Here is a 19,760-nt window from a genome sequence, read left to right on the forward strand (position 1 = left end):
ATGCTCGCACCGATACCATGTTCTTTTCCGTAATGGTCAGCATGAAGTTCCCTTTCAGGGGGAGGAACGACGGTGTCAGGCCGTTATCGCTCACGGCCCACCACCCGCCGTTCGGGCGCTTCCGGTTCTTCGTCCGGAACGCTGTCCACGGCTTCGTTTTCCCGTTTGTCCATGTTCAGAAGGGCATTCAGCTCCGCAAGCCGCGCCGCTTTCATTTGCAGCTCCTGCTCCTTCTCGAAAGGAGCCTCGATTTGCTCTTTGGCCGTGACCATCTGCTGCCGCAAGGTGGCAAGCTGCTCGCGGGCATGCTCCAGCTTTGCAGGCAAGTCGGACAAGGCATTGTTGATGCGGCTTATGTTGCCGCCTGCATCCGCTCCGAGCGTCACCGTATGACCGAGCGCGCCGCGAAGCGTGACCTTGTACTCCTTATGGAAGCTGTCAAAGGACAGCCACAAGGAAAATCCCCGGTAGCTGCCGAATTCCTGCGGATCGGGCGATGTCATGCCTTTGCAAGCGTCCAGCAAAGCCGCGCCCGCTGCCGCCCTCTCCGAGTAGGTGTAATCTTTGATCGTCATGCCGGGAAATTTATCTGCCCCATCCGCCTCGGATGCCAAAGATCGTGTATACAAAGCAACGTCCTGTTCATAGCCGGCAATTCGTTCTTCGGTGGATTTGATCTGCTGCGGCAGCATTTTGAGCAGGCGGTCCTCCAGTGCGTAGCGCTGGCTCAAGTGGTTGGCTTTGAGCAGCTTCAATTTGGATACCTGAATGTCCAGGTCCATTTTCTCTTTGATGTACGGGTTGCCGGTCGCCAGCGCCTTCACTTCGGCATAGGAGAGCGCCGTCTCGTCGATATCCTCGGCGGAACGGACCGGCGACTTGCTGGTCATGATCTGCGAAATGAAGCGCTGCTTGTTCTCCAGTGTCTGATAAAGGTACGCGTCGAACGTGTTCTCCGTCACATAGCGAAAAATATGCACTTCGCTGTTCTGGTTGCCTTGCCGGATAATGCGCCCGCTGCGCTGCTCCAGGTCCCGCGGACGCCAAGGGCAGTCGAGGTCGTGAAGGGCAATCAGCTTCGTTTGCACGTTCGTGCCCGCGCCCATTTTGAATGTCGATCCAAGCAGTATCCGAACCTGTCCGCTGCGTACTTTGGCGAACAGTTCCTTTTTCTTGACCTCGGTATTGGCATCGTGAATGTACGCGATTTCCTCGGCAGGAACACCTTTCTCCATCAGCTTGCGCCGCAGCTCGTCGTACACATTGAAGGCACCATCCTGTTTCGGAATGGACAAATCGCAGAACACCAACTGGGTCAAACGCTGCTCCTGATGTTCCGCCCAATACCGGAAGACATTGTCCGCGCAGACGCTGACTTTGCTGCCTTCGTCGTCGGGAAGCAGGGGATTCGCCAGCCGCTGATCGAGCGCCAGTTTGCGTCCGTCATTGGTGATCGTCAGCATGTTGTCCTCGTGCGGCTCCACTTCTTTCGCCCGCACCCGCTCAGCACGGTGGGCGAGATCCGCGACCATTTCCCGCTGGAAGTCGCTTGGCGGCACGGCAACATTGTGGAAATGGGCTTTCGGTACGGGAAGCTGGAGCATGTCCGCCGTCTGGATGTCAGCCACTTCCTTGAACATATTCATCAGTTCCGGCAAATTGTAAAAACGGGCAAACCGGGTTTTCGCCCGATAGCCCGTTCCTTCCGGTGCAGTTTGTCAAGGAGGTTTTTACTGATCGCATTTGTATAAAGCCCTTCATTGTGACTAGGCAAGGCCAATCTTAAGCCATCGAAAATTTCCCAACTGTTTGTTTCAATTGGGCCGCCATTTCAGCCAAAGATTCGGCTGATGTTAAAATCCTGTCCATTTCTTTTAATTGTTCTTTAGTAGATATTGCCGCATGATTCGCCTTATCGGAGGTGCCTGTTGCAATTCCGGATAGTTCAGTAACGCTGGCGCTTACTTCCTCGGAACTTGCCGCCATTTGTTCGGCAGTTGCGGCAACTTCCTCAATATGTACAGAAACATTTTTGACGGCATCCAGTATCTTTTCAAAGGCTTCCCCTGAATAAATCGCAATTTCAATTCCCTTTTGGACTTCTTGTACTCCCTTTTTCATGGATTGTACCGCGTCGGTAGAAACTCGATCCACTTGACCAATGATCTCGCTGATTTGGGCTGCGGAATTTTCCGTTTGACTCGCCAATTTCTTAACTTCATTCGCGACAACAGCAAAACCTTTGCCGTCTTCCCCCGCTCTGGCTGCTTCAATCGAGGCGTTCAAGGCCAATAAACTGGTTTGAGAAGCAATTTCGCTAATCATCTTGGTGATACCTGTTATTTTCTCTGACAACTCGCTCATTTTATAAATAATGGAGGCGGAATCGTTGACGGATTGACTGATGTCCTGCATTTGATCTTTCACCCGATTGATCGCTTCGTTACCTTTTTCTGCTTCGGAAAGTGTCGTTAAGGACAACTCTGATACGAAAGAAGAGGTTTCAGCGATTTTCTGCACGCCAGCAGCCATTTCTTCTAATGCCCTGCTGCTTTCTTGAGAAACGGCGACCTGTGTTTCCGCTCCTTTAGCCATGCCGTTTACATTTTCGACGATGGGGTCAAATGACTGCACGACCGACTTGGAAACATGGGATAATTGATCGGAGGCTTGTGCGACAAAATCCGAAGCATGATTCATATCGACAATGAGATTTCGTAGGTTTTCAATCATTTGATTAAAAGAACTGGAGAGCTGTCCGAGTTCATCTTTGGATCGATAGGAAACTTGCACCTTTAGATTCCCTTTAGAAACTTCTTGGGTAGCTGTCAACACCGTCTTTAGGGGTTTAATAATAAAAAATTGGACAAATAGCAGTATGATACACGTCGTCACGATGAGATTCATGGAGGCCGTCAAATATATCCCAATATTCCCGGTCAAAACCCGATTGGCAATGGTATTCAAATAGGCCGATATTGGAGAAGAAACAAGGATGCTCAGAATGATAATAGCCGCAATCTTTAGCCGTAGACCAATCGTTACTTTCGCAATATTAACCACCTTTGCAAGACTTTCAATGGACTGCGAGACTTTGTTTTCTTTTATCATGGTTGGGATTCCTCCTACTAAAATGGTAGATCAGTGATTACACTAAACATCTGTTTTTTACACATTTATTATACCAGCTATTAGCAATTAAGTCGCATATTGCTCACGATCAAAAATAGTCTTTTACAATCGTCACAATGCTGAAGGGCCTCCCGTACCATGATTCCTAACCAGTAACAGAGCTGGATATCATCAAAATTTATTTTTTCAATTATTTTAGGCTATAATCACGTTACGCTTATCAAATTGGACGTTTTTTTTATCATGCTGTCTATTGAATTGGCCCGGAGCCACCTGGGGGATATTCAGATATTTCGTGCCACTAAATTTTTTCTTTCCTGCCGTCAACCGAATATAAAATATACTCAAACGATCTTTCATATTGTCATCTAATGCCTTTATTACCGGCCGAGAAAAAATCAGCGCGCATCGTGGCGGCTTCGTTCCCGCTTTTTCCGCCATTCTTCCAATAATTTCAGTATGGTCTTTTCCATCTGCTGTGCCGTGTAGCCCTTTGGAAAGAAGTCCTTGATGCTTTCCTTTTTCAACTTGATTTGCTCTTTCTGATTGGCTTTTTCCTCCGTCATGATATCGAAAATAACGTTCATATCGAGTAGGCCATCAGTACTTAGTTTTTTCATCCGCTGTGCCTGCGAAAGTGACGGTGTGCGGTCTTCACTTTCCATCGTTTCAAGCAAGTCTGTCTGTTCTTGCTCGGTTAAGTAAGACAATTCGACGGCAGGGCTAAAAGCTATTTTTCCATTGTCCACCATATCGAGAATGGGCGGTATCAACTTGGTCAGCCGAACAAAGCGCTGTACTTGCGTTGCACTTGTCCCAACATCATGAGCCACACATTCGCGCGACTTGTGTCCGATTCGGTCAGAAGTTGCAGATTCGACTAAATCATTACGTTGTCTCTGCGCTTTGATGGCTTCCAGTTTCATTTTGTAGGCAAAGGCTTTTTCGGACGGCAACACATGCTCACGATGGAGGTTACTGTCCACCAAGGCAATAATGGCGGCGTATCGGTCCATTTCACGAACAAAGGCAGGAACTATATCAATCCCCGCCTTTTCACAGGCTGCCTTCCGGCGATGACCTGATATAATTTCATAGCCCCCCTCGGTTCTTTGGCGTACTACCAGCGGCGAAATAACTCCGTACATCTTTATACTTTCGGACAAGGCTTGCAGTTCCTCATTGTCCGCCACTTTATAGGGATTTTCGTGAAAAGAATACAACTGGTCTATGGGAATTGCTGTAACGTTTTCTTTCATCCGTTCCACTCCTTCTTCTTCGGCGAGTTCTTGAGTTCTACCTTGAGACCACTGTCTTGTGTTGTAGCAAGCACTGAATTTGGATATCCAAATTCGCTTGTTAGGGGCAGCGCCCCTAATACCCCTCCGTTTTCCCGCCGGCATTTGGTCCCGTTAGCTGAACGTGGTTCATGATGAACGGTACCTGATTCGAACAGAAACCGCTTCTTCCCGTCAATAACGAGCAGGGGGGGCTCTAAATAAAAAGCGCCAAAACGTGTCGACTTGCCGTTCCAGCGCCAGTATCGCCTCAAAAGAAAAAAGACCGCCACTTATGGCAGTCCTTCACGATATGATTCCATCGGTTTCCTATTTTGTTTGCGTATTACCGAGTAACTGCACCGCCAGTATAAAACCGCATTGCAGTCCAATTTCCATATACACATCTTCGCAGGTGCCCGCATAGTTATAAACCTTTTTGGTTACTTCCTCGTGTTCATCCATATTGGGGAACTTTTGCTCTATAAGCTCCATGGCAGAATTATGCACTTCGTCAATCCGTTCCTTGTGGCTCTTCGGATTGATGTCGGTGCCTGCCGCGCCACGTAGCAAATATTCACGAATACACTGAATGTGGGCCCTCTCAAGGATTTCTGACATATGGTTCATTTCTATCATCACCTCCTGTTGATTCGTATAGCAATGAAATCAATCACATTGTAATCCCATGACACTTTACAGACAAAGCTACCATGCTCCGCCACCGCTGCGGCAGTGTGAAATTGGGGGATTGGGGGTGCAGCCCTCAACAAGCAAATTTGGGAGACCAGATTCAGTGCTTGCTGCAACGCGAGACAACCATCTCGCGTTGCGAACATCAATCTGAAGCGTGATTATCTTTCAGAAATGCGCTTTTCGAAAATATTGTTGTTGAAATAAAAATCTATCAATTGGATCGTCTATTAATGCCATTTTAGAATGTAAAGTAACACAAAAAGCTAGGAATATATCTCCCAGCTTTTTGTCCGCGAAAATATGCCGCACCTTTTACGAGGAAAGGTATTGGACGATAACTGTTTTGACGACCTTTAATGAAAATATGTTTTGGTGTCGGGAGCGCTTTCCCGGCATTTTTTTAATTCCCGTCGATATTTTGCTTCAAGTATAAAACAGATAACCCATGACAAAATACCCGCTATTAAGTAAATCACTCTCGCCCATGTAGGCATTTCTAGCCACGTGAAATAAAACATTCCATCACCCCAGTAGTTCCATTTTCCTACAAATATACCATAGAACCAAAATTATACGAATATCGCATAAATGTCAATATACCAAAACCGCATAAAGTAGTATTGGTTTGGGTGATAGACATGTACAGAAAGGTAAGGGATTTACGAGAAGATAAAGACATTACACAACAACAAATGGCGGAACACTTAAATATTACTCAAGCCACATATTCCCGCTACGAAAGCGGTGATTTGGATATTCCAACATCTGTTTTAATAAAACTTTCAAAGTTCCATAAAGTAAGTGTCGATTATTTTTTAGGGCTGACCGATAACCCCAAACCTTACGGGCGTATTCGAGAACAGGATTAACTATGGCATTTAAAATTGTGTGAACGCTTCCCCAACGTTCCTTATCCCCCGCTAGGCGCGTCCCATCCGAAGTATCATCCTAATCAGCTTATAAACTGCTTTACGTCAGTTTCTGCTCTTTTTAACAGAATAACCTGACGCACCAAATCCAGCTTTTCAACGTCGTAGCCGGCATTATAGATGATGTTGGCTAATGGACGATTCTTCCGCGGATACCAGTACGTCCTGTAATTGTACGCAGTCGCCGTCAGTCTTCTCCCAATGACCCTCTCAATTTCAGAAATGGTCAATTGAAGCGAGACGGCACTCTGCTGTTCCAAATACTGCTTAAGAGGCGCATAAGCTTTCATGGCCTTTTTTGAAACGTTTTTTTGCAGGGTACTGCTAACAGGGAAGACGTTATTTTTTTCTCCCGGTAACTCCACTAGCCCCACAAAGTTAAAATAAATATCCACCTTTTGCGTGGTCGTGTAGCGGTTGCTTCTAGCCCTTTCGTGAACAACTACCTTTTCCACAAATTCATTCAGTATTGGCGTAGTAAGTTCCTCAAAATCGGTGTAACGATCAACCAAGTCGAGGAATCGATCTGCATTGACCGTCTGCTTCTCCATGTTGTCAATCTCGCTCTGTAAGCGCTCGATAGTCTGCTCTAGTTCTTCCTGCTCTCGTTCATAATCGCTGGATAGCTTCTCGAAACGCTTGTCCGATAGCTTTCCGCTCAAATTGTCTTCGTACAGCTTACGAATGATATTATCAAGCTCATTACTCCGCTTCCGGTAAGCGATCAGCTTCCTCCGTTGTTGCTTTGCCGTTTTATCCTGCCGCTCGGAGGTACTATCCGTAACCATACGAATAAATTCTTGCTTGTTTGTCCTTGCAAAAGAGCTAACCTCCCGAAGCGCATTTAGAATCAGCGTCTCGACAACTGGAACGCGGATATAATGCATCGAGCAACTACGGGTTTGGGAGCGGTAGCTGGAGCAATAGTATTCGTTCTTGGAGCTTCTACCCGGTCGCTTGTCATGGGACCGGTCATGGGTCATTTTCGCGCCGCAATCGGCGCAATAAAGAAGCCCTGTCAGCCTGCTTGGCTTTCCTTTCTTATCAGGCTTACGCACCGTTCGACGCAGCCGCTGGGCATTGTGCCACGTTTCCGGGTCGATGATGGGTTCATGCGTATTTTCAAAGATTACCCGTTCTTCCGGCGCTGTCGCCTTGGATCGTTTGTCTTTGTAGGATACGGTATGAGTCTTGAAAGCTACGGTATGGCCCATGTATTCCATGCGTTCAAGGATTTTGGCCACCACGCCGCCGCGCCAACGGTACGGGTCTTGATAATGCTTGTGCCTTTGATTATCTGCCCCGATGCGTTCCCAATGAGCGGAAGGAATAAGCACCCTGTCAGCAGTCAATATATCAGAGATTTGGTAGACGCCATACCCTTCGATTACAAGTCGGAAAATGCGCTGCACAACCTCCGCAGCTTCCACGTCCACAATCCATTTTTGCTTGTCCTGCGGATCGCGCAGATAGCCATAAGGCGTTGATGGCGATATGCGCTTGCCCTCCATAGCCCTAGCCCGGAAAACCGCCCGGATTTTACGGCTGGTGTCCCGCGCCGTCCATTCATTCATGATGTTGCGAAAGGGGGTAAAGTCGTTGTCCCCGTTGTCGCTGTCCACATTGTCATTGACTGCGATAAAGCGTATGCCGCTTTTGAAAAATTCCTCCGTGTACATGCCAACGCGCAAATAATCACGCCCGACTCGCGACATGTCCTTGACGATGATTGCGCCGACTTTTCCCTGCTCAACTTCTGCCATGAGCTGTTTCCAGCCAGGTCTTTCAAAGTTCGTGCCTGAATAGCCGTCGTCTGTGAAGTGAACAAGTTTCTTGAAGCCGTTATTCCTTGCGTAATCCTCCAACATCTTCTTCTGATTGACTATGCTGTTGCTGTCTCCCTGTAATTCGTCATCTCTCGAAAGGCGTTCGTACAGGGCGGTGATTTTCTCATTTGACTGTCTAAGCATAATAGCTCCTTTCAGACAGTCAACTCATTTGTGGCTGGTGTCATTTTATCATGCATTCAGTTGCCGCCTCCATTGTGCCGTTTATTCCGTCAGGCGGCGTTGCAAATCGTTGCGGACAAGACGCAGTATCTTGTCATTCATGTTTTCCTTGCTAGTCTTACTGAAATGAATCGTCACATCGTAGGTCGTTGAGCCAATTTTGCAGGATAACCTGCGCGCGGCGACGGGTAAATCGGGTTTCGGCGACACAGCATCCGGATTTTGATATTCGGTCATGTAACGGCTCCTTTCATTCCTAATACGCTGCATGCGCTTAGCGCAGCCTACAGCGCCATTTCAGAGCTTAAAAGGCACACAAAAAAGGCTGAACAAGACAGATCGCCACGCCTGCGCCATTGGCAATCTTCTTTTCAGCCTGTATGATAAGAGTTATTCTCGTATTGGTATATTTCTTCGCAAGCTTCCAGCATTTATCGGTACACTTGCAAAATCTATGTCCTTCATTTAGCCAAAATTCATTTCGCCACAAATGAGTTGACCATCAGCTAGATTTGGGTTTTACCCTCCACCACAGCTTACACCTTCCGGTGCCAGTTCAATCGCCGTGACCGTCTCGCCAAACGTCGAAGCCCAGGAATCAAAATGTTGCAATCCTTGCTTTCGCAGCCGCTCATATTGCAAGTAGCGCTGCATCGTATACATTTCCGTAATGGAATTGGAGATCGGCGTACCCGTCGCAAAGATGATACCCCGGCCTCCGGTCAGTTCGTCCAGATAGCGGCATTTGGCAAACATGTCCGACGACTTCTGCGCTTCGGTTTGCGACAGTCCGGCCACATTGCGCATTTTCGTGTAAAGAAACAGGTTTTTGTACGAATCGGCCTCGTCCACGAATAGCCGATCCACTCCCAGCTCCTCGAAGGTGACCACATCATCCTTGCGGCTGGTATCGTTCAGCTTTGCCAGCTTGGTTTGCAGCGTCTTCCTCGTCTTCTCCAGTTGCTTGATCGCGTACCGTTCGCCCTTGGCCTCCTTCAGCTCGCGAATGCCGCTTGTGATCTCGTAAATTTGTTCCTCCAGTTGTTGACGTTGGCGCTCCATCGATATGGGAATTTTCTCAAACTGCGAATGTCCGATGATGATCGCGTCATAGTCGCCGGTGGCAATCCGCGCGCAAAACTTCTTCCGGTTCTTTGTTTCAAAGTCCTTCTTGGTCGCTACCAGAATATTGGCCGATGGATAGAGCTGCAAAAACTCCGCTGCCCACTGCTCCGTCAAATGATTAGGAACAACGAACATGCTTTTGCTGCATAAGCCAAGATGCTTGCTTTCCATGGCCGCAGCGGTCATGGCAAACGTTTTGCCTGCGCCTACACAATGAGCAAAAAGGGAATTGCCTCCATACAGCGCCCGGGCAACCGCATTGACTTGATGTTGGCGCAGCCGGATTTCCGGATTCATTCCCGTAAACCGAATATGACTGCCATCGTACTCGCGCGGGCGGATCGCATTGAAACGATCATTGTACAAACGCATTAATCGTTCCCGCCTCTGCGGGTCTTTCCAAATCCAATCGCGGAACGCTTCTTTCAGCATCTCCTGCTTTTGTTGGGCAATTGCGGTCTCTTGCTTGTTCAAAACGCGCTTTTCCACGCCATTCTCCAGCACGGTATCGAAAATGCGCACATCTCGCAAATTTAAGGTATCTTCCAAAATCTTATACGCATTCACACGATTCGTTCCGAAGGTCACGTTGGCTTTAATGTTGTTGCTGCGGTCATTGCTTTTCCCTCGGACATTCCAGGCAGCTGTATATTCGGAATACAAGACGTCGATAGACTGCCGGAACATGTATGGCGTGTCCACCAGTTCGAATATAAACTCCCGGATCACTTCCGGAGGAAGCCACGTCGCTCCTAACCGCACATCAATCTCGGAAGCATCCAAATCTTTCGGCTGCACCGCTTCTAATGCTTTGACATTTTCGCCATACCGCTCTGCATCCACTTCGGCGGCACGCCGTGCAATCAGAAGTTTGTCACGAACGTTGCCAGACAAATAAGCGTCCGCCGTTTCAAAAACCGGCTGTCCTTTCTCATCCAGTCTTTCCGGGTTGGGGAAGATCACGCCGCGCAACTCCTGAACAAGCTGTTCCGTTGTCATGCCGGTCAATTCTTGCATATAGGGGAGATCGACACGTGCTTTTTCTCCAATGGAGACGCCCAGCGCTTCCTCTGCCGTTTCCACATGCCGAACGGTCGTGCGCTGCCGAATCGTACGCTTCGTGAACATATCGGCTTTGCGTAGCAGCTTCCCTTCCTCGTCGAGCACTTCCAATGAACAAAGTAAAAAATAGGCGCTATCGTCGGCGAATGCCAGGCTGTTGGCGCGGCTGTTGATCAGACCGTATTGGGCGGTAAAACGATCATACTGCGCATTCAATTTCCGCTGCTGTTCCCGGATCTCTTCGTCGCTATAATCTTCCGTCTGGTATTCGATCAGTTCGCGCACCGTATCCCGCAATCGGATCATACCTTTGATTCGCCCGGCGGCCGTGGCCGACGTGTCCACTCGGTGCATCCGGCTGTTTTCGCGGTAATACAGTTGGCCGTCCACAAGGGTATAACTGAAATTGCGCACGGTCGGATCGGCCGGGAGGGACGTGTCTTCGTCATCCGGCATTACTTCCCTCTCAAACTCCACCCAATCGGCATGGATATTGGTCAGTGCTTCTCCCAGCAGTTCGCTTAAATTAGCATCCAAGTACGGGTTGCAAGTCGTCTCCTGTCTATTGCCATACATCCGGTCATCAAACGCCATCGTCCCAAGCACCATGTCAGGATGCGCAGCAAAGTACGCATTGATCGGCACGCCTTCGGCTGTCTCTGCCAAGCCAATCCATTCCACACTTTGTTCGGTGACAGTCACCATTCGGTCGCGCTTCTGCAGAAACAAAATATCCGCCGTCACTTCCGTTCCGGCGTTGGACTGAAAAGCGTTGTTCGGCAAACGAACCGCGCCCAGCAATTCTGCCCGTTCCGCAATATACTTGCGGACAGCCGGGTTCTGTTTATCCATCGTTCCTTTGGACGTAATAAAGGCAATAATGCCGCCCGGACGCACTTTGTCCAATGTTTTCGCAAAGAAATAATCGTGAATGAGAAACTTGTGCTTGTCATAGCGTGTATCCGCCACACCATACCCTCCGAAAGGAACATTCCCTATGGCCAAATCAAAAAAACTGTCCGGCAAAGCGGTTTCCTCATACCCGCTGATCGCAATCGTCGCCTGCGGGTAAAGCTGCTTGGCGATGCGACCTGTGATGCTGTCCAGTTCTACACCAAATAGCTGCGAGTCTTGAAACGACTCCGGAACTAACCCGAAGAAATTGCCGATCCCGCAGGACGGCTCTAAAATATTGCCGTTGCGAAAGCCCATCCTTTCCAGACAACCATAGATTGCTTTAATGACAACTGGAGACGTATAGTGAGCGTTCAGCGTTGATGCGCGAGCGGACGCATACTCATCCGGTTCCAGCAACGATTGCAGTTCGGCATATTCGGCCGTCCATTGCGCGTTCGCTTCGTCAAATACTTGTGGGATTCCGCCCCATCCGACATAGCGGGCGAGAACGACCTGTTCATCCGCAGTTGCCTGGCGGCCTTCTAGCTCCAATTGTTTGAGCAAGCGAATCGCGGCTACATTAAAACCATACTTAACCTTGGCTCCGCCATGCCCTAACTGGTCATCGGTGATACGGTAATTCACCGCAGTCGTTTGCGGTGCAACAGACCGTACATCCTCGACAGCGGAAGGAGCAGAGGGTGCTTCCTCATTATGCGCCTCATCCGATACTTGTTCGGTTAACTGAAGGGATGCCGAGGCAGACTTCGGCTCATCTCCATCCGAAAGCTCCGGCTCTATTTCTTTTCCGGCATGTTCCTCCGCTTCGGTTTCCACTCCTTGTTCATCAGTTAGCAGATGATCATTAAGCGGATTTTCACGCAGGATGCGTTCAAAATCTCGGCGTTCCAGTTCCTTGGTAAAAAGCGGAAAATGAACATCCCGCAACATCACGTTACCGTTTTCCACCAGCAAAATCTCATATTCGTCCGCGCCAAAAAAGACCCTATCGCCGGGCGAATAGGCATAACGCGCCTGCTTCCGCTCCATCGTCTCCGACTGCTGTGAGGAGGACGGCTGTTCTTGTTCCAACCGTTCGCGAGCAGACGCTTCTTCGGCCATCTGCCTGCGGCGCTCCTCCTGTTGCTCGGCAAATGCAGGAAGTCGTTCCGTTTCCAAACGATTCAGATAACGTCCCGCCGCCAGCAACTCGCCGATCCGCTTCTGTACCTTCATCCAAGGCAACACTAGCTTTTGCTCTTGATCCGTCATTGAACGTCGGGTCAACGTGATGCCTTTGCTATCATGGTGCTCATAAATATCCGTGCCGATCAGTACAGGGGCGCGCCCGCCCGTGCCATATTCCCGTTTCAAAAATTCGGCGTTTTCTTTCTCCGATAACGATTGCTGAAAATGGAGAGCAATGCGATATTTACTGTTGGCAAAGCCGCTTCCTTGTTGGAGAATCGCATCGATCACCGCCTGCGGCCAGACAAAAGCGGAGGCTGTATCCGCCTCCGCCTGTTCCATAAATAAGGTTTGCTGCTGAACCGATGGCTCCGTCTTTCGTGCCGGGTCAAATTCGTTAAGTACTATCATACTGTTGATATGGCCGACGATCACTTCCCAATCATAAAAACTTTGTGCGGTTGGTTCGGTTGCCGGACCCGTCCAAAGATGGAGCACATTGCGATACGGTTCATACCCGATGAGAAGGTCTTCGTCCAGCGTAAGCTCGGACTGACCCGGCGCAAACAGGCTACGCACATACAACGCCCGCTCCCCTTCATTTTCATGTGCGGCGAAGAAAGCCTCGATTTCCGACTTGCTTTTCAGTAAAGGAGCGGTGCGCAGTAGATCGTTGATGGCATGATGGTCATGAAAAAACGGAAGACTCCGATCTTCCGTTTTTCGATCATACCATTTTAGTTGTAAATCAGTTCCGTCAGAATGGTCTCCTCCACCTGTTGCTTCAGGCTGTTCATGTAACCCGTCCAGCCCAGCGGATCGCTTTCTTTGTCCGGGGCCGGGTGCAGACGGAGCAGTTCGTTCATCGACTGTTCGAGCTGCGTCCGCGCCGACCGATCGATTTCCGTCAGATGCTGGTGCAGTTCGCCCGAGAGCAGCAGGCTGGCGTATGTGCCTTTCTTCTCGGTTTTCAGGTAGTTTTTGCGCAACATCCCATACTTGCCGATCAGTTGATGATCCTCGGTCAGTGTCAGGTCGGGCAGCAGATAGTCCCCTTGACGGGTGTAAGTCACTTCCATGTTCATCCGTCCTTTCTGGCAATCGTTTAGCTTCATTTTGTGTCAAGGCCGTTTCTCTTGCAACGGTGCGAACGTCTCTAGCCTGTGAAGTCTGACGTTCTACACGCCGCTGCACCCGTATCGTCGATTCGATTTCCCGCAGCATCATCTCCGCGATATCGCTGATCGCTGCTCCAAGCTGCGAAAGAGCGGGCAGTGTATTGAAATTCCCGATGCCTGAAAGGTCCTCCCGTCCAATATAGTGAGAGGCGTTCATACCACAGCGGGTTAGTGCCATATAGGCAACGGAATGATACGCAATCTGACGGAATAGCACTTCCACAGGTTGGCGTTCCAGTTCTTCAAGCAGACTGCCCTCAAGCTCTCGAACAAGCAAATCCACATAATCCGAACTGTTGTCATCCACCGCGTTCCGGGCTGCGCTCAGCAGCGCATTCGGCCATGCCGCATCCGGTTCCTGCTCGCCAAACGCATTGTTCAACGTTTCCGTAACGACCGCTATATCGCCCGGCTCCATGCGCCAAAGCGAGACCGGTCGAGGATCTCGGCTTTGCGTGTCCGAGATATCAAACACATGCCGTAACCCAAAATGGTTGCCCCGGTCTTCGATAAGTGCGATACCTTTCGCCCCGCGTTTGACCCAACGGTTGAGCCGCTTGTTCCAGACGTCGATGGATGCGCAAGCTGTAGCATCGGGCCGCTGTGCATAGATTAATAACTGATCTTGAAACGGATACTTGTAGTTCCACGCCGCTGTCGATAAAAAATCCGCCCAACGGTCGGGATGTTCCACAACCGTGCGGGCGGCATGAACGGACAAATCAACGATATGCTGTATTTTCGAGGTCAACGGTACCTTTCTCCTTTCATAAGATCGTAATCTGATTGGCCAGTTGAATCCCCTCCTCCGAATAGCGGGTCATGATCCGAATCAAGCCCTTACTCTGCAAACGGTGCAAGTTTCGACATACCGTCGAAGGAGAAAAACCTACATCGATTGCCATTTTTGTACTGGACAGGTAGACCGACTTGTGTCGCCCGCCCTATCCAGCAATAGCCGTACAACAGCTTTGCAGCAGGCGGTACGGCTGCTGCCGCGATCAGCTTGTAGCGTGCCAGATCATTCATGATATATCCTCCTTGACACGGCTTACCGTGCCGTTCTGGTTCTGCTGAACAGATCGGCCAAGCAAGTGATTCTTGCGGTAGCAGTAGATATAGAAGCTGTAATCGCCAAGATGAGGGAAGCAGCGAATATAATAGCGATAGTGAGTGGTTTGTAAACAGAAACCACAAACATCGGAATGCCATGCGCCGGGGATACGTGCTTCCGGGTGCCGCCTGCAATAGGCTCGCATCTCATTCAAATTGAGCAAAAGTCCTTGCCATTGCAAATGCTGCACAAGTGCCGCCAGTTCCTGGCGAAAGGCAAGCGTCCTCCGTTCCCCGGCATGATCCGACCATGACATCCAAAACTGATCGTCATCAGTGCCGAAATCTCCTCGCAAATGACCGATATAGCTGAGTTCCTTGCTTTGAGTCGCGGTTACTGAATAATAGAAGTAAGCTGTCTCTTCCGGTGCTATCGGTTGAAGTTCGCCAAACATCCCCGAACCTCCGTTTCCGCTAACGTTGCTGTTCCGTTTTTTCTTCCTCCCGGCTGGTGAATTTAATGGGTACCTCCTGTTCCAAAGTCATCATAAGAAGACAGGTTGGCATGATAAAAGACCACATCACCGTCCTGTAATCTAAACGTGGCTCCATACGGATCGACAAAGCGATGCTGAAACCCTTCCCGTCGCCATTGATTGCTGAGCGGCGCGTGGATATACTGCAAATGCGGTTGATTCACATTCTGATTGCAAATCGTTTCGATGTTGAAATTGACAATGATGTACCCGTCCCGCAAAAAAATAGGCGACTTATCGTCCAGCCGATTGGTGCGTCCGTACTCGGCCAAGTTGAATCCTTTGGGGACGACATACGGTGCGGCAGGTAGACTGTATTCGCCGACCCAGCGCTGCACTGACGCATGAGCACGCGAAACGTCGATGCCGGAAGGAACTTCCATACTGCCGATAAATGTCCGAAGCCGTGGCGGGAGCAACATGACATCATATCCGCCCACGTAAACGGGCTGTTGTGCATCTTTCAAAAACTGCTGAATAAACGTTTGCCGGTTGACAGACGCACCGTTCAGCGACCAAAGGGAAGATGCCGTGTTCGTCAGTTCCTGCTGGGACATATTGCGCAAGCGGGTGTCCAGCGTCACATGACGCCGCTCCACATCTGCACTGGAGCCGATGCGAATAAAACGTTTATTCCCCGAATGATAGTACAAGTCCACCTCTTGCCGGTTCTTGCCCTTGCTGTCGACAAAGTAAAAGGTTGGCGTAATCTTGATCCCGTCGTCCGAACCGAACATATTGCCCATACTCTTCAATTCAAATTTAATATGGTAGCCCGTTTTGACAGCCACGTTTTTCTTACCGGCATCCGGATGGCTCCCCGGTCGAATCGGCAACACGTAAGGAGGCTGATTACCCCGTGCTGCGCCGTCGATGCCCTTCGTACCCACCCAATAAGCGTTGCCAGTCGGCGTTGCACTTCCTCGTTCTCTGCGAAATACGGTCTCCCAATTAAAGTCGGCAATGTCTGTGATGCGGAAATCATAGACACGGCCGATCACTTCAACCGGCACAACCTGTGTGGCCACATGGTGCGTCAAGTCTAAGTTGGCGTTCATTTGTGACGTAAAGGAGGGAGGACTGTTTTCAGCAATGGTTCGGAATAGTACATCGTAATTGCCCTCGTCCACCCAAACAGGTAAATAAAACGTTGTCTGCACCTGACCGACCGGGATCGACGTCCATGTTTCTTTCGGGATCAGCGTTTTCCGATCCGCTTTGTACACGTCAAACGGAAACCATACTTGCTTGTCGCGCATATACTTGCCATAGTCGCGATTGCCGTAACCCTTTATATCCCGATGCGCTCCACTGGTTGGGATGGCGACCGTAAATGGACGATCCAGAATAAGCGCGGCTCTCCCTGCGGTCGGCTGCGTTTTTTGATTATGCGCCTGATCGTCAGATACAGAAGCCTGATTGACGACCGGCGTATGCACCGTCACCGGATTAATGCCATCAATGGGATAGCTTTGGTTCTGACCGCCCCCAATTCCTTCGATGAGCGTAAAGAAGATCGTGCCGGAGCTTGGTTGATCGGCCTTGTTGGGTTTGCTGGCATCGATCATCAAACCGCTGCTATACAGAACTTTTTGTCCGATCTCGGGCGGAGTCGGTATCTCCCTTGGGGTCGGGGCGGTTTCTTCCGTGATCCGGTTGTCCATAATCGTTTGCCCGTTAAAGATCAGTGAGTCATTTTTCACTTTGATTTTTCCGACAGCCTGTTCCGCTTCGTTGGTCCAATCCTCATTAGGAACGGACGGGCGACTGAAACCTCCTTGAATTGTCTGCCCAGGCAACGATACATTTTGATAGACAGGATCGGTGATGTGGGCCTCACGGGAAGTGTCGTGAGAAACCGAGACCCTCGGCTGCGCGTAGCCGTTCGGCTGCAAGGTAACTTGCCCGCTGGGTAACGCGTAGTTGGAAACCTCTGCTTTTTGTAAGCCGTATACCTCCAGACGATCAATGAGCCAGTAGCTGTACTTGCGCTCCACGGTATAGCTTTTCGTTACGGTTTGCGTATCCGAGCGTGAAACAGGCACTCTGGTCGGATTGCCTTCGCTGTCCGGGGGACCGGAAACGTATTCCGTCCAGCGCAGCGTGTACGTTCGACTAACGGTAATCGGGTACGTCTTCGTCCCTTTGATTTCCGTAAATTTGTTTCGGTACAGATATGCTTTGGCATTCGCTTGAACATAGAGACTCTCCGATGTCGGGATGCCTTGAAGCACGTCGAAGCGTTCCGCACCGCGAGTATCCGCCCGGATCACAGCCGAAGCATCGGGATTCATCACTTCGTTTTCCTTGACAGCTCCAGGCTCTGTTTCGTCATCCGTATCGCCATTTCCCCCTTTGTATACCCCGATAAAATTGGAGCCTCCAGAACCGACAAAGATGGACCGATCCAGCAACTTGCTATCTCCTTTTTCCTGAATAAATAATTTCTCGTCGGGTTTGTTGTTGTTCGTGATATAAGACCGGATGATTTCATACGTCTGCCCGTCTTTGGTGAGCGTGGCTTCAAACGTGTGATTCACTTCATCTCCGGTCGCATGTTCGCCTTTATCCACCTCTTTCAGGACTTGGCCGCCTTCTGTCATATAAATCGCCTTCACCGTATTTTCCTCATGGTATTCGGCGATCAGATTCGTTCCGCCCAGCGCGACGGTAAAGCTGCGAATGCGCACTTTTTCGTTCGTTGCCGGGTTTTCCTGCACCCAAGATTTTCGCGAAGGGTCTTGCTTCGGTGATATATAGGAGCGAGCGATGGCATACGTTTTTCCATTGTCTTCGATCACCGCCGGAAATTCATGATTGATCGTTTCCCCGATCTCGAACTTTCCTTTTTCAAATGTCACATCCGGTCGGTCAATCACCCGTCCGTCTACTGTTTTAGCGATAACGTCCACTGGGAATTCCGCACTGCGGTAAGGAATATGCAAACCAAAGTAGTCATCCAGATCGTCTGGAAATCTCCAGTCTTCCGCTTGTTTGATCCCGGACAACGTATAAAACGGACCTTTCCGCACCGAACCGTCCGCATTGACCGATACCATCACAGCATAAAAGTAAAGATCGTCATTGTTCTGAATGCCCTCCATCCCTGCTTGCCAGAGACGCTGCGTCACGATTTCTTCGGGGATTTCGTAGTATGATGTCAACGGTTGCCCCGGTACAGGAGGATCGGGATGCTGCCCGATTTGTCGTACTTCCTGATTCATAAATAGCGCATGCGGCCTGCTGCGCGGGTCAGCGCATTGTTTGGGTGATGTTGTGCTGCAAACTTGCTCCCGGGTCACCACCCAGCCCACCGTCCGATAGCGAATCGAAGTGCTCGCCGCCGTGCTGGTAATTTCGAATTGAATCTTGCCGTCACGGATAATCACTTGCGGGAGAGCTGCCGCCGCTTGTTGAACGACGAAAAACGGCATAAAAAAAGTGCATGCCAGCAGCATGCACAGTACTCGTTGATAAAGTTTTCTATTGTCCACCGATCATTCCACCTTTGAAATCGTGTGGTTGAAAAACAAGCTGGCCGTTGGCGAGACTTTCAACGTGCTTCCCCAATTGCCGCCGACATTGGTGGCCATTTTGATGTCGGCGTACCCTTCATACCACACATTCTTCTCAAAGTCTGCTTCCTGCGGAAACCAGTTATCATAAATCAACCGTTCATGATGTTTAAACGAGAGGAATTGAACCCGAAACTTGACGCGAATATAATCCGCTCCAAACCCGTCATAAAAAATCATGGACGGCTCCGGTTCCAGGTAGCCCATAATATGAATTTGATTTTCTTTCACCCAATCCACATATTCACGAATGTATCTCAATTCCGCATTGGAGTTTTGCATCTTCGTTGCAAACATGGCCTGCGCCCACGTATCATCAATCGTGCGGTAATCTACATTTAACAACAAAGCGCCAAACGTTTTTAAGTGTCCCATCCAGATGTCCACGTTCTGCTTGTTGTATTCGGGGATGGTCGCGTACAGTTCGGAAGACACTTTGCTTTCTGAAGGACGGGAGTGGGGGTACGCCATCTCGTACATCTCATTGGGAACATCGGCCAAAATGTAGGGATAGTCCGCCGCATTTTTCGGAAGATCCGTCGTGCGGAGCAAGCGACCCCATTTATCCGTGTCGCTCTCAGAGATGTCCTTCGTGTGAATTGTCACCGTTGACGTACTGCCGTCCCATTCCACCTCTGCGCCCAGCACCTCGCTGACAAAACGCAACGGCACATACGTCCGGCCGTCCTTGGTTACCACTTGCGTATCTAAAGCGACCTCTTGTCCATTGACAAGCGCAATATTTGAACCGATTTGAAGTCGAATCTGCTGGCCGTCCCGTTCAATCGGCACCGATTGGCTCTGAGCTTCCCAGCCAACCTTGGCACCGAGCGACTCTGCGACAAAGCGAACCGGCACTAATGTCCGCTGGTTCTCATCAACATAAGCTTGGGCATCGGGAAACCATATTTTCTTGCCGTCCAGCACCACGCTTACAAACGTAGGAGGAAGACTGGCAGCACTTGCCGTAGCCCCGAACAAGCTGATAACCAGGACGGCAATCGTCATGGCCATAAACCATTTCTTCACTCATTTCACCTCCCTCAATAAATTAATGTTTTCCCCGTTTTTCTCGCTCTTTCGCACGATTTCATCTTTGACAA

12 protein-coding genes are annotated in these 19,760 nt (G+C 49.7%); 1 reads left to right on the forward strand and 11 read right to left on the reverse strand.

The genetic code is table 11. From position 1 onward, the window contains the following. Window positions 1-83: 83 nt before the first annotated feature. From ACFQ03_RS23295 to ACFQ03_RS23310, 4 genes are all read right to left on the reverse strand, one after another. Window positions 84-1,532, reverse strand: coding sequence for a helicase-related protein (locus tag ACFQ03_RS23295; RefSeq protein ID WP_449290189.1), 1,449 nt, complete (start codon window positions 1,530-1,532; stop codon window positions 84-86). A gap of 250 nt (window positions 1,533-1,782) precedes the next feature. Further along, on the reverse strand, window positions 1,783-3,111 hold the full coding sequence (locus tag ACFQ03_RS23300; RefSeq protein WP_216539116.1) for a methyl-accepting chemotaxis protein: 1,329 nt from the start codon (window positions 3,109-3,111) through the stop codon (window positions 1,783-1,785). Window positions 3,112-3,530: 419 nt separating this feature from the next. Further along, window positions 3,531-4,391 carry a ParB/RepB/Spo0J family partition protein gene (locus tag ACFQ03_RS23305; protein ID WP_010274562.1) on the reverse strand — a complete coding sequence of 287 codons (861 nt, stop codon included), beginning with the start codon at window positions 4,389-4,391 and terminating at the stop codon, window positions 3,531-3,533. A gap of 348 nt (window positions 4,392-4,739) precedes the next feature. After that, complete coding sequence (locus ACFQ03_RS23310; RefSeq protein ID WP_270619087.1) at window positions 4,740-5,039, reverse strand: hypothetical protein; 300 nt, start codon at window positions 5,037-5,039, stop codon at window positions 4,740-4,742. 704 nt (window positions 5,040-5,743) lie between these two features. Between ACFQ03_RS23310 and ACFQ03_RS23315 the strand changes: the two genes are divergently transcribed. Beyond that, window positions 5,744-5,974, forward strand: a complete 231-nt coding sequence (locus tag ACFQ03_RS23315; protein ID WP_379291306.1) for a helix-turn-helix domain-containing protein — start codon at window positions 5,744-5,746, stop codon at window positions 5,972-5,974. Between the two features lie 83 nt (window positions 5,975-6,057). Here the strand turns inward: ACFQ03_RS23315 and ACFQ03_RS23320 are convergent, their stop codons facing one another. From ACFQ03_RS23320 to ACFQ03_RS23355, 7 genes are all read right to left on the reverse strand, one after another. Then, on the reverse strand, window positions 6,058-8,004 hold the full coding sequence (locus tag ACFQ03_RS23320) for a recombinase family protein (RefSeq protein WP_216539118.1): 1,947 nt from the start codon (window positions 8,002-8,004) through the stop codon (window positions 6,058-6,060). Window positions 8,005-8,085: 81 nt separating this feature from the next. Continuing rightward, window positions 8,086-8,280, reverse strand: coding sequence for a transposon-encoded TnpW family protein (locus tag ACFQ03_RS23325; RefSeq protein ID WP_010274578.1), 195 nt, complete (start codon window positions 8,278-8,280; stop codon window positions 8,086-8,088). Window positions 8,281-8,562: 282 nt separating this feature from the next. Then, the gene (locus tag ACFQ03_RS25920) at window positions 8,563-14,244 is read right to left on the reverse strand and encodes a DEAD/DEAH box helicase family protein (RefSeq protein WP_449290190.1); all 5,682 of its coding nucleotides are present in this window, start codon (window positions 14,242-14,244) and stop codon (window positions 8,563-8,565) included. Window positions 14,245-14,333: 89 nt separating this feature from the next. After that, window positions 14,334-14,522, reverse strand: coding sequence for a hypothetical protein (locus tag ACFQ03_RS23340; protein WP_379291311.1), 189 nt, complete (start codon window positions 14,520-14,522; stop codon window positions 14,334-14,336). Further along, on the reverse strand, window positions 14,519-15,001 hold the full coding sequence (locus ACFQ03_RS23345; RefSeq protein ID WP_379291313.1) for a hypothetical protein: 483 nt from the start codon (window positions 14,999-15,001) through the stop codon (window positions 14,519-14,521). Before ACFQ03_RS23345 ends, ACFQ03_RS23340 begins: the two co-directional genes overlap by 4 nt. 62 nt (window positions 15,002-15,063) lie before the next feature. Then, window positions 15,064-18,576 (reverse strand): DUF5704 domain-containing protein, encoded by a 3,513-nt coding sequence (locus ACFQ03_RS23350; RefSeq protein ID WP_379291315.1) that lies wholly within the window; start codon window positions 18,574-18,576, stop codon window positions 15,064-15,066. 3 nt (window positions 18,577-18,579) lie between these two features. After that, on the reverse strand, window positions 18,580-19,686 hold the full coding sequence (locus ACFQ03_RS23355) for a copper amine oxidase N-terminal domain-containing protein (protein ID WP_379291317.1): 1,107 nt from the start codon (window positions 19,684-19,686) through the stop codon (window positions 18,580-18,582). Window positions 19,687-19,760: the final 74 nt, after the last annotated feature.

The sequence above is a fragment of the Paenibacillus residui genome (assembly GCF_042677205.1).
Taxonomy (GTDB): Bacteria; Bacillota; Bacilli; order Paenibacillales; family NBRC-103111; genus Paenibacillus_L; species Paenibacillus_L residui.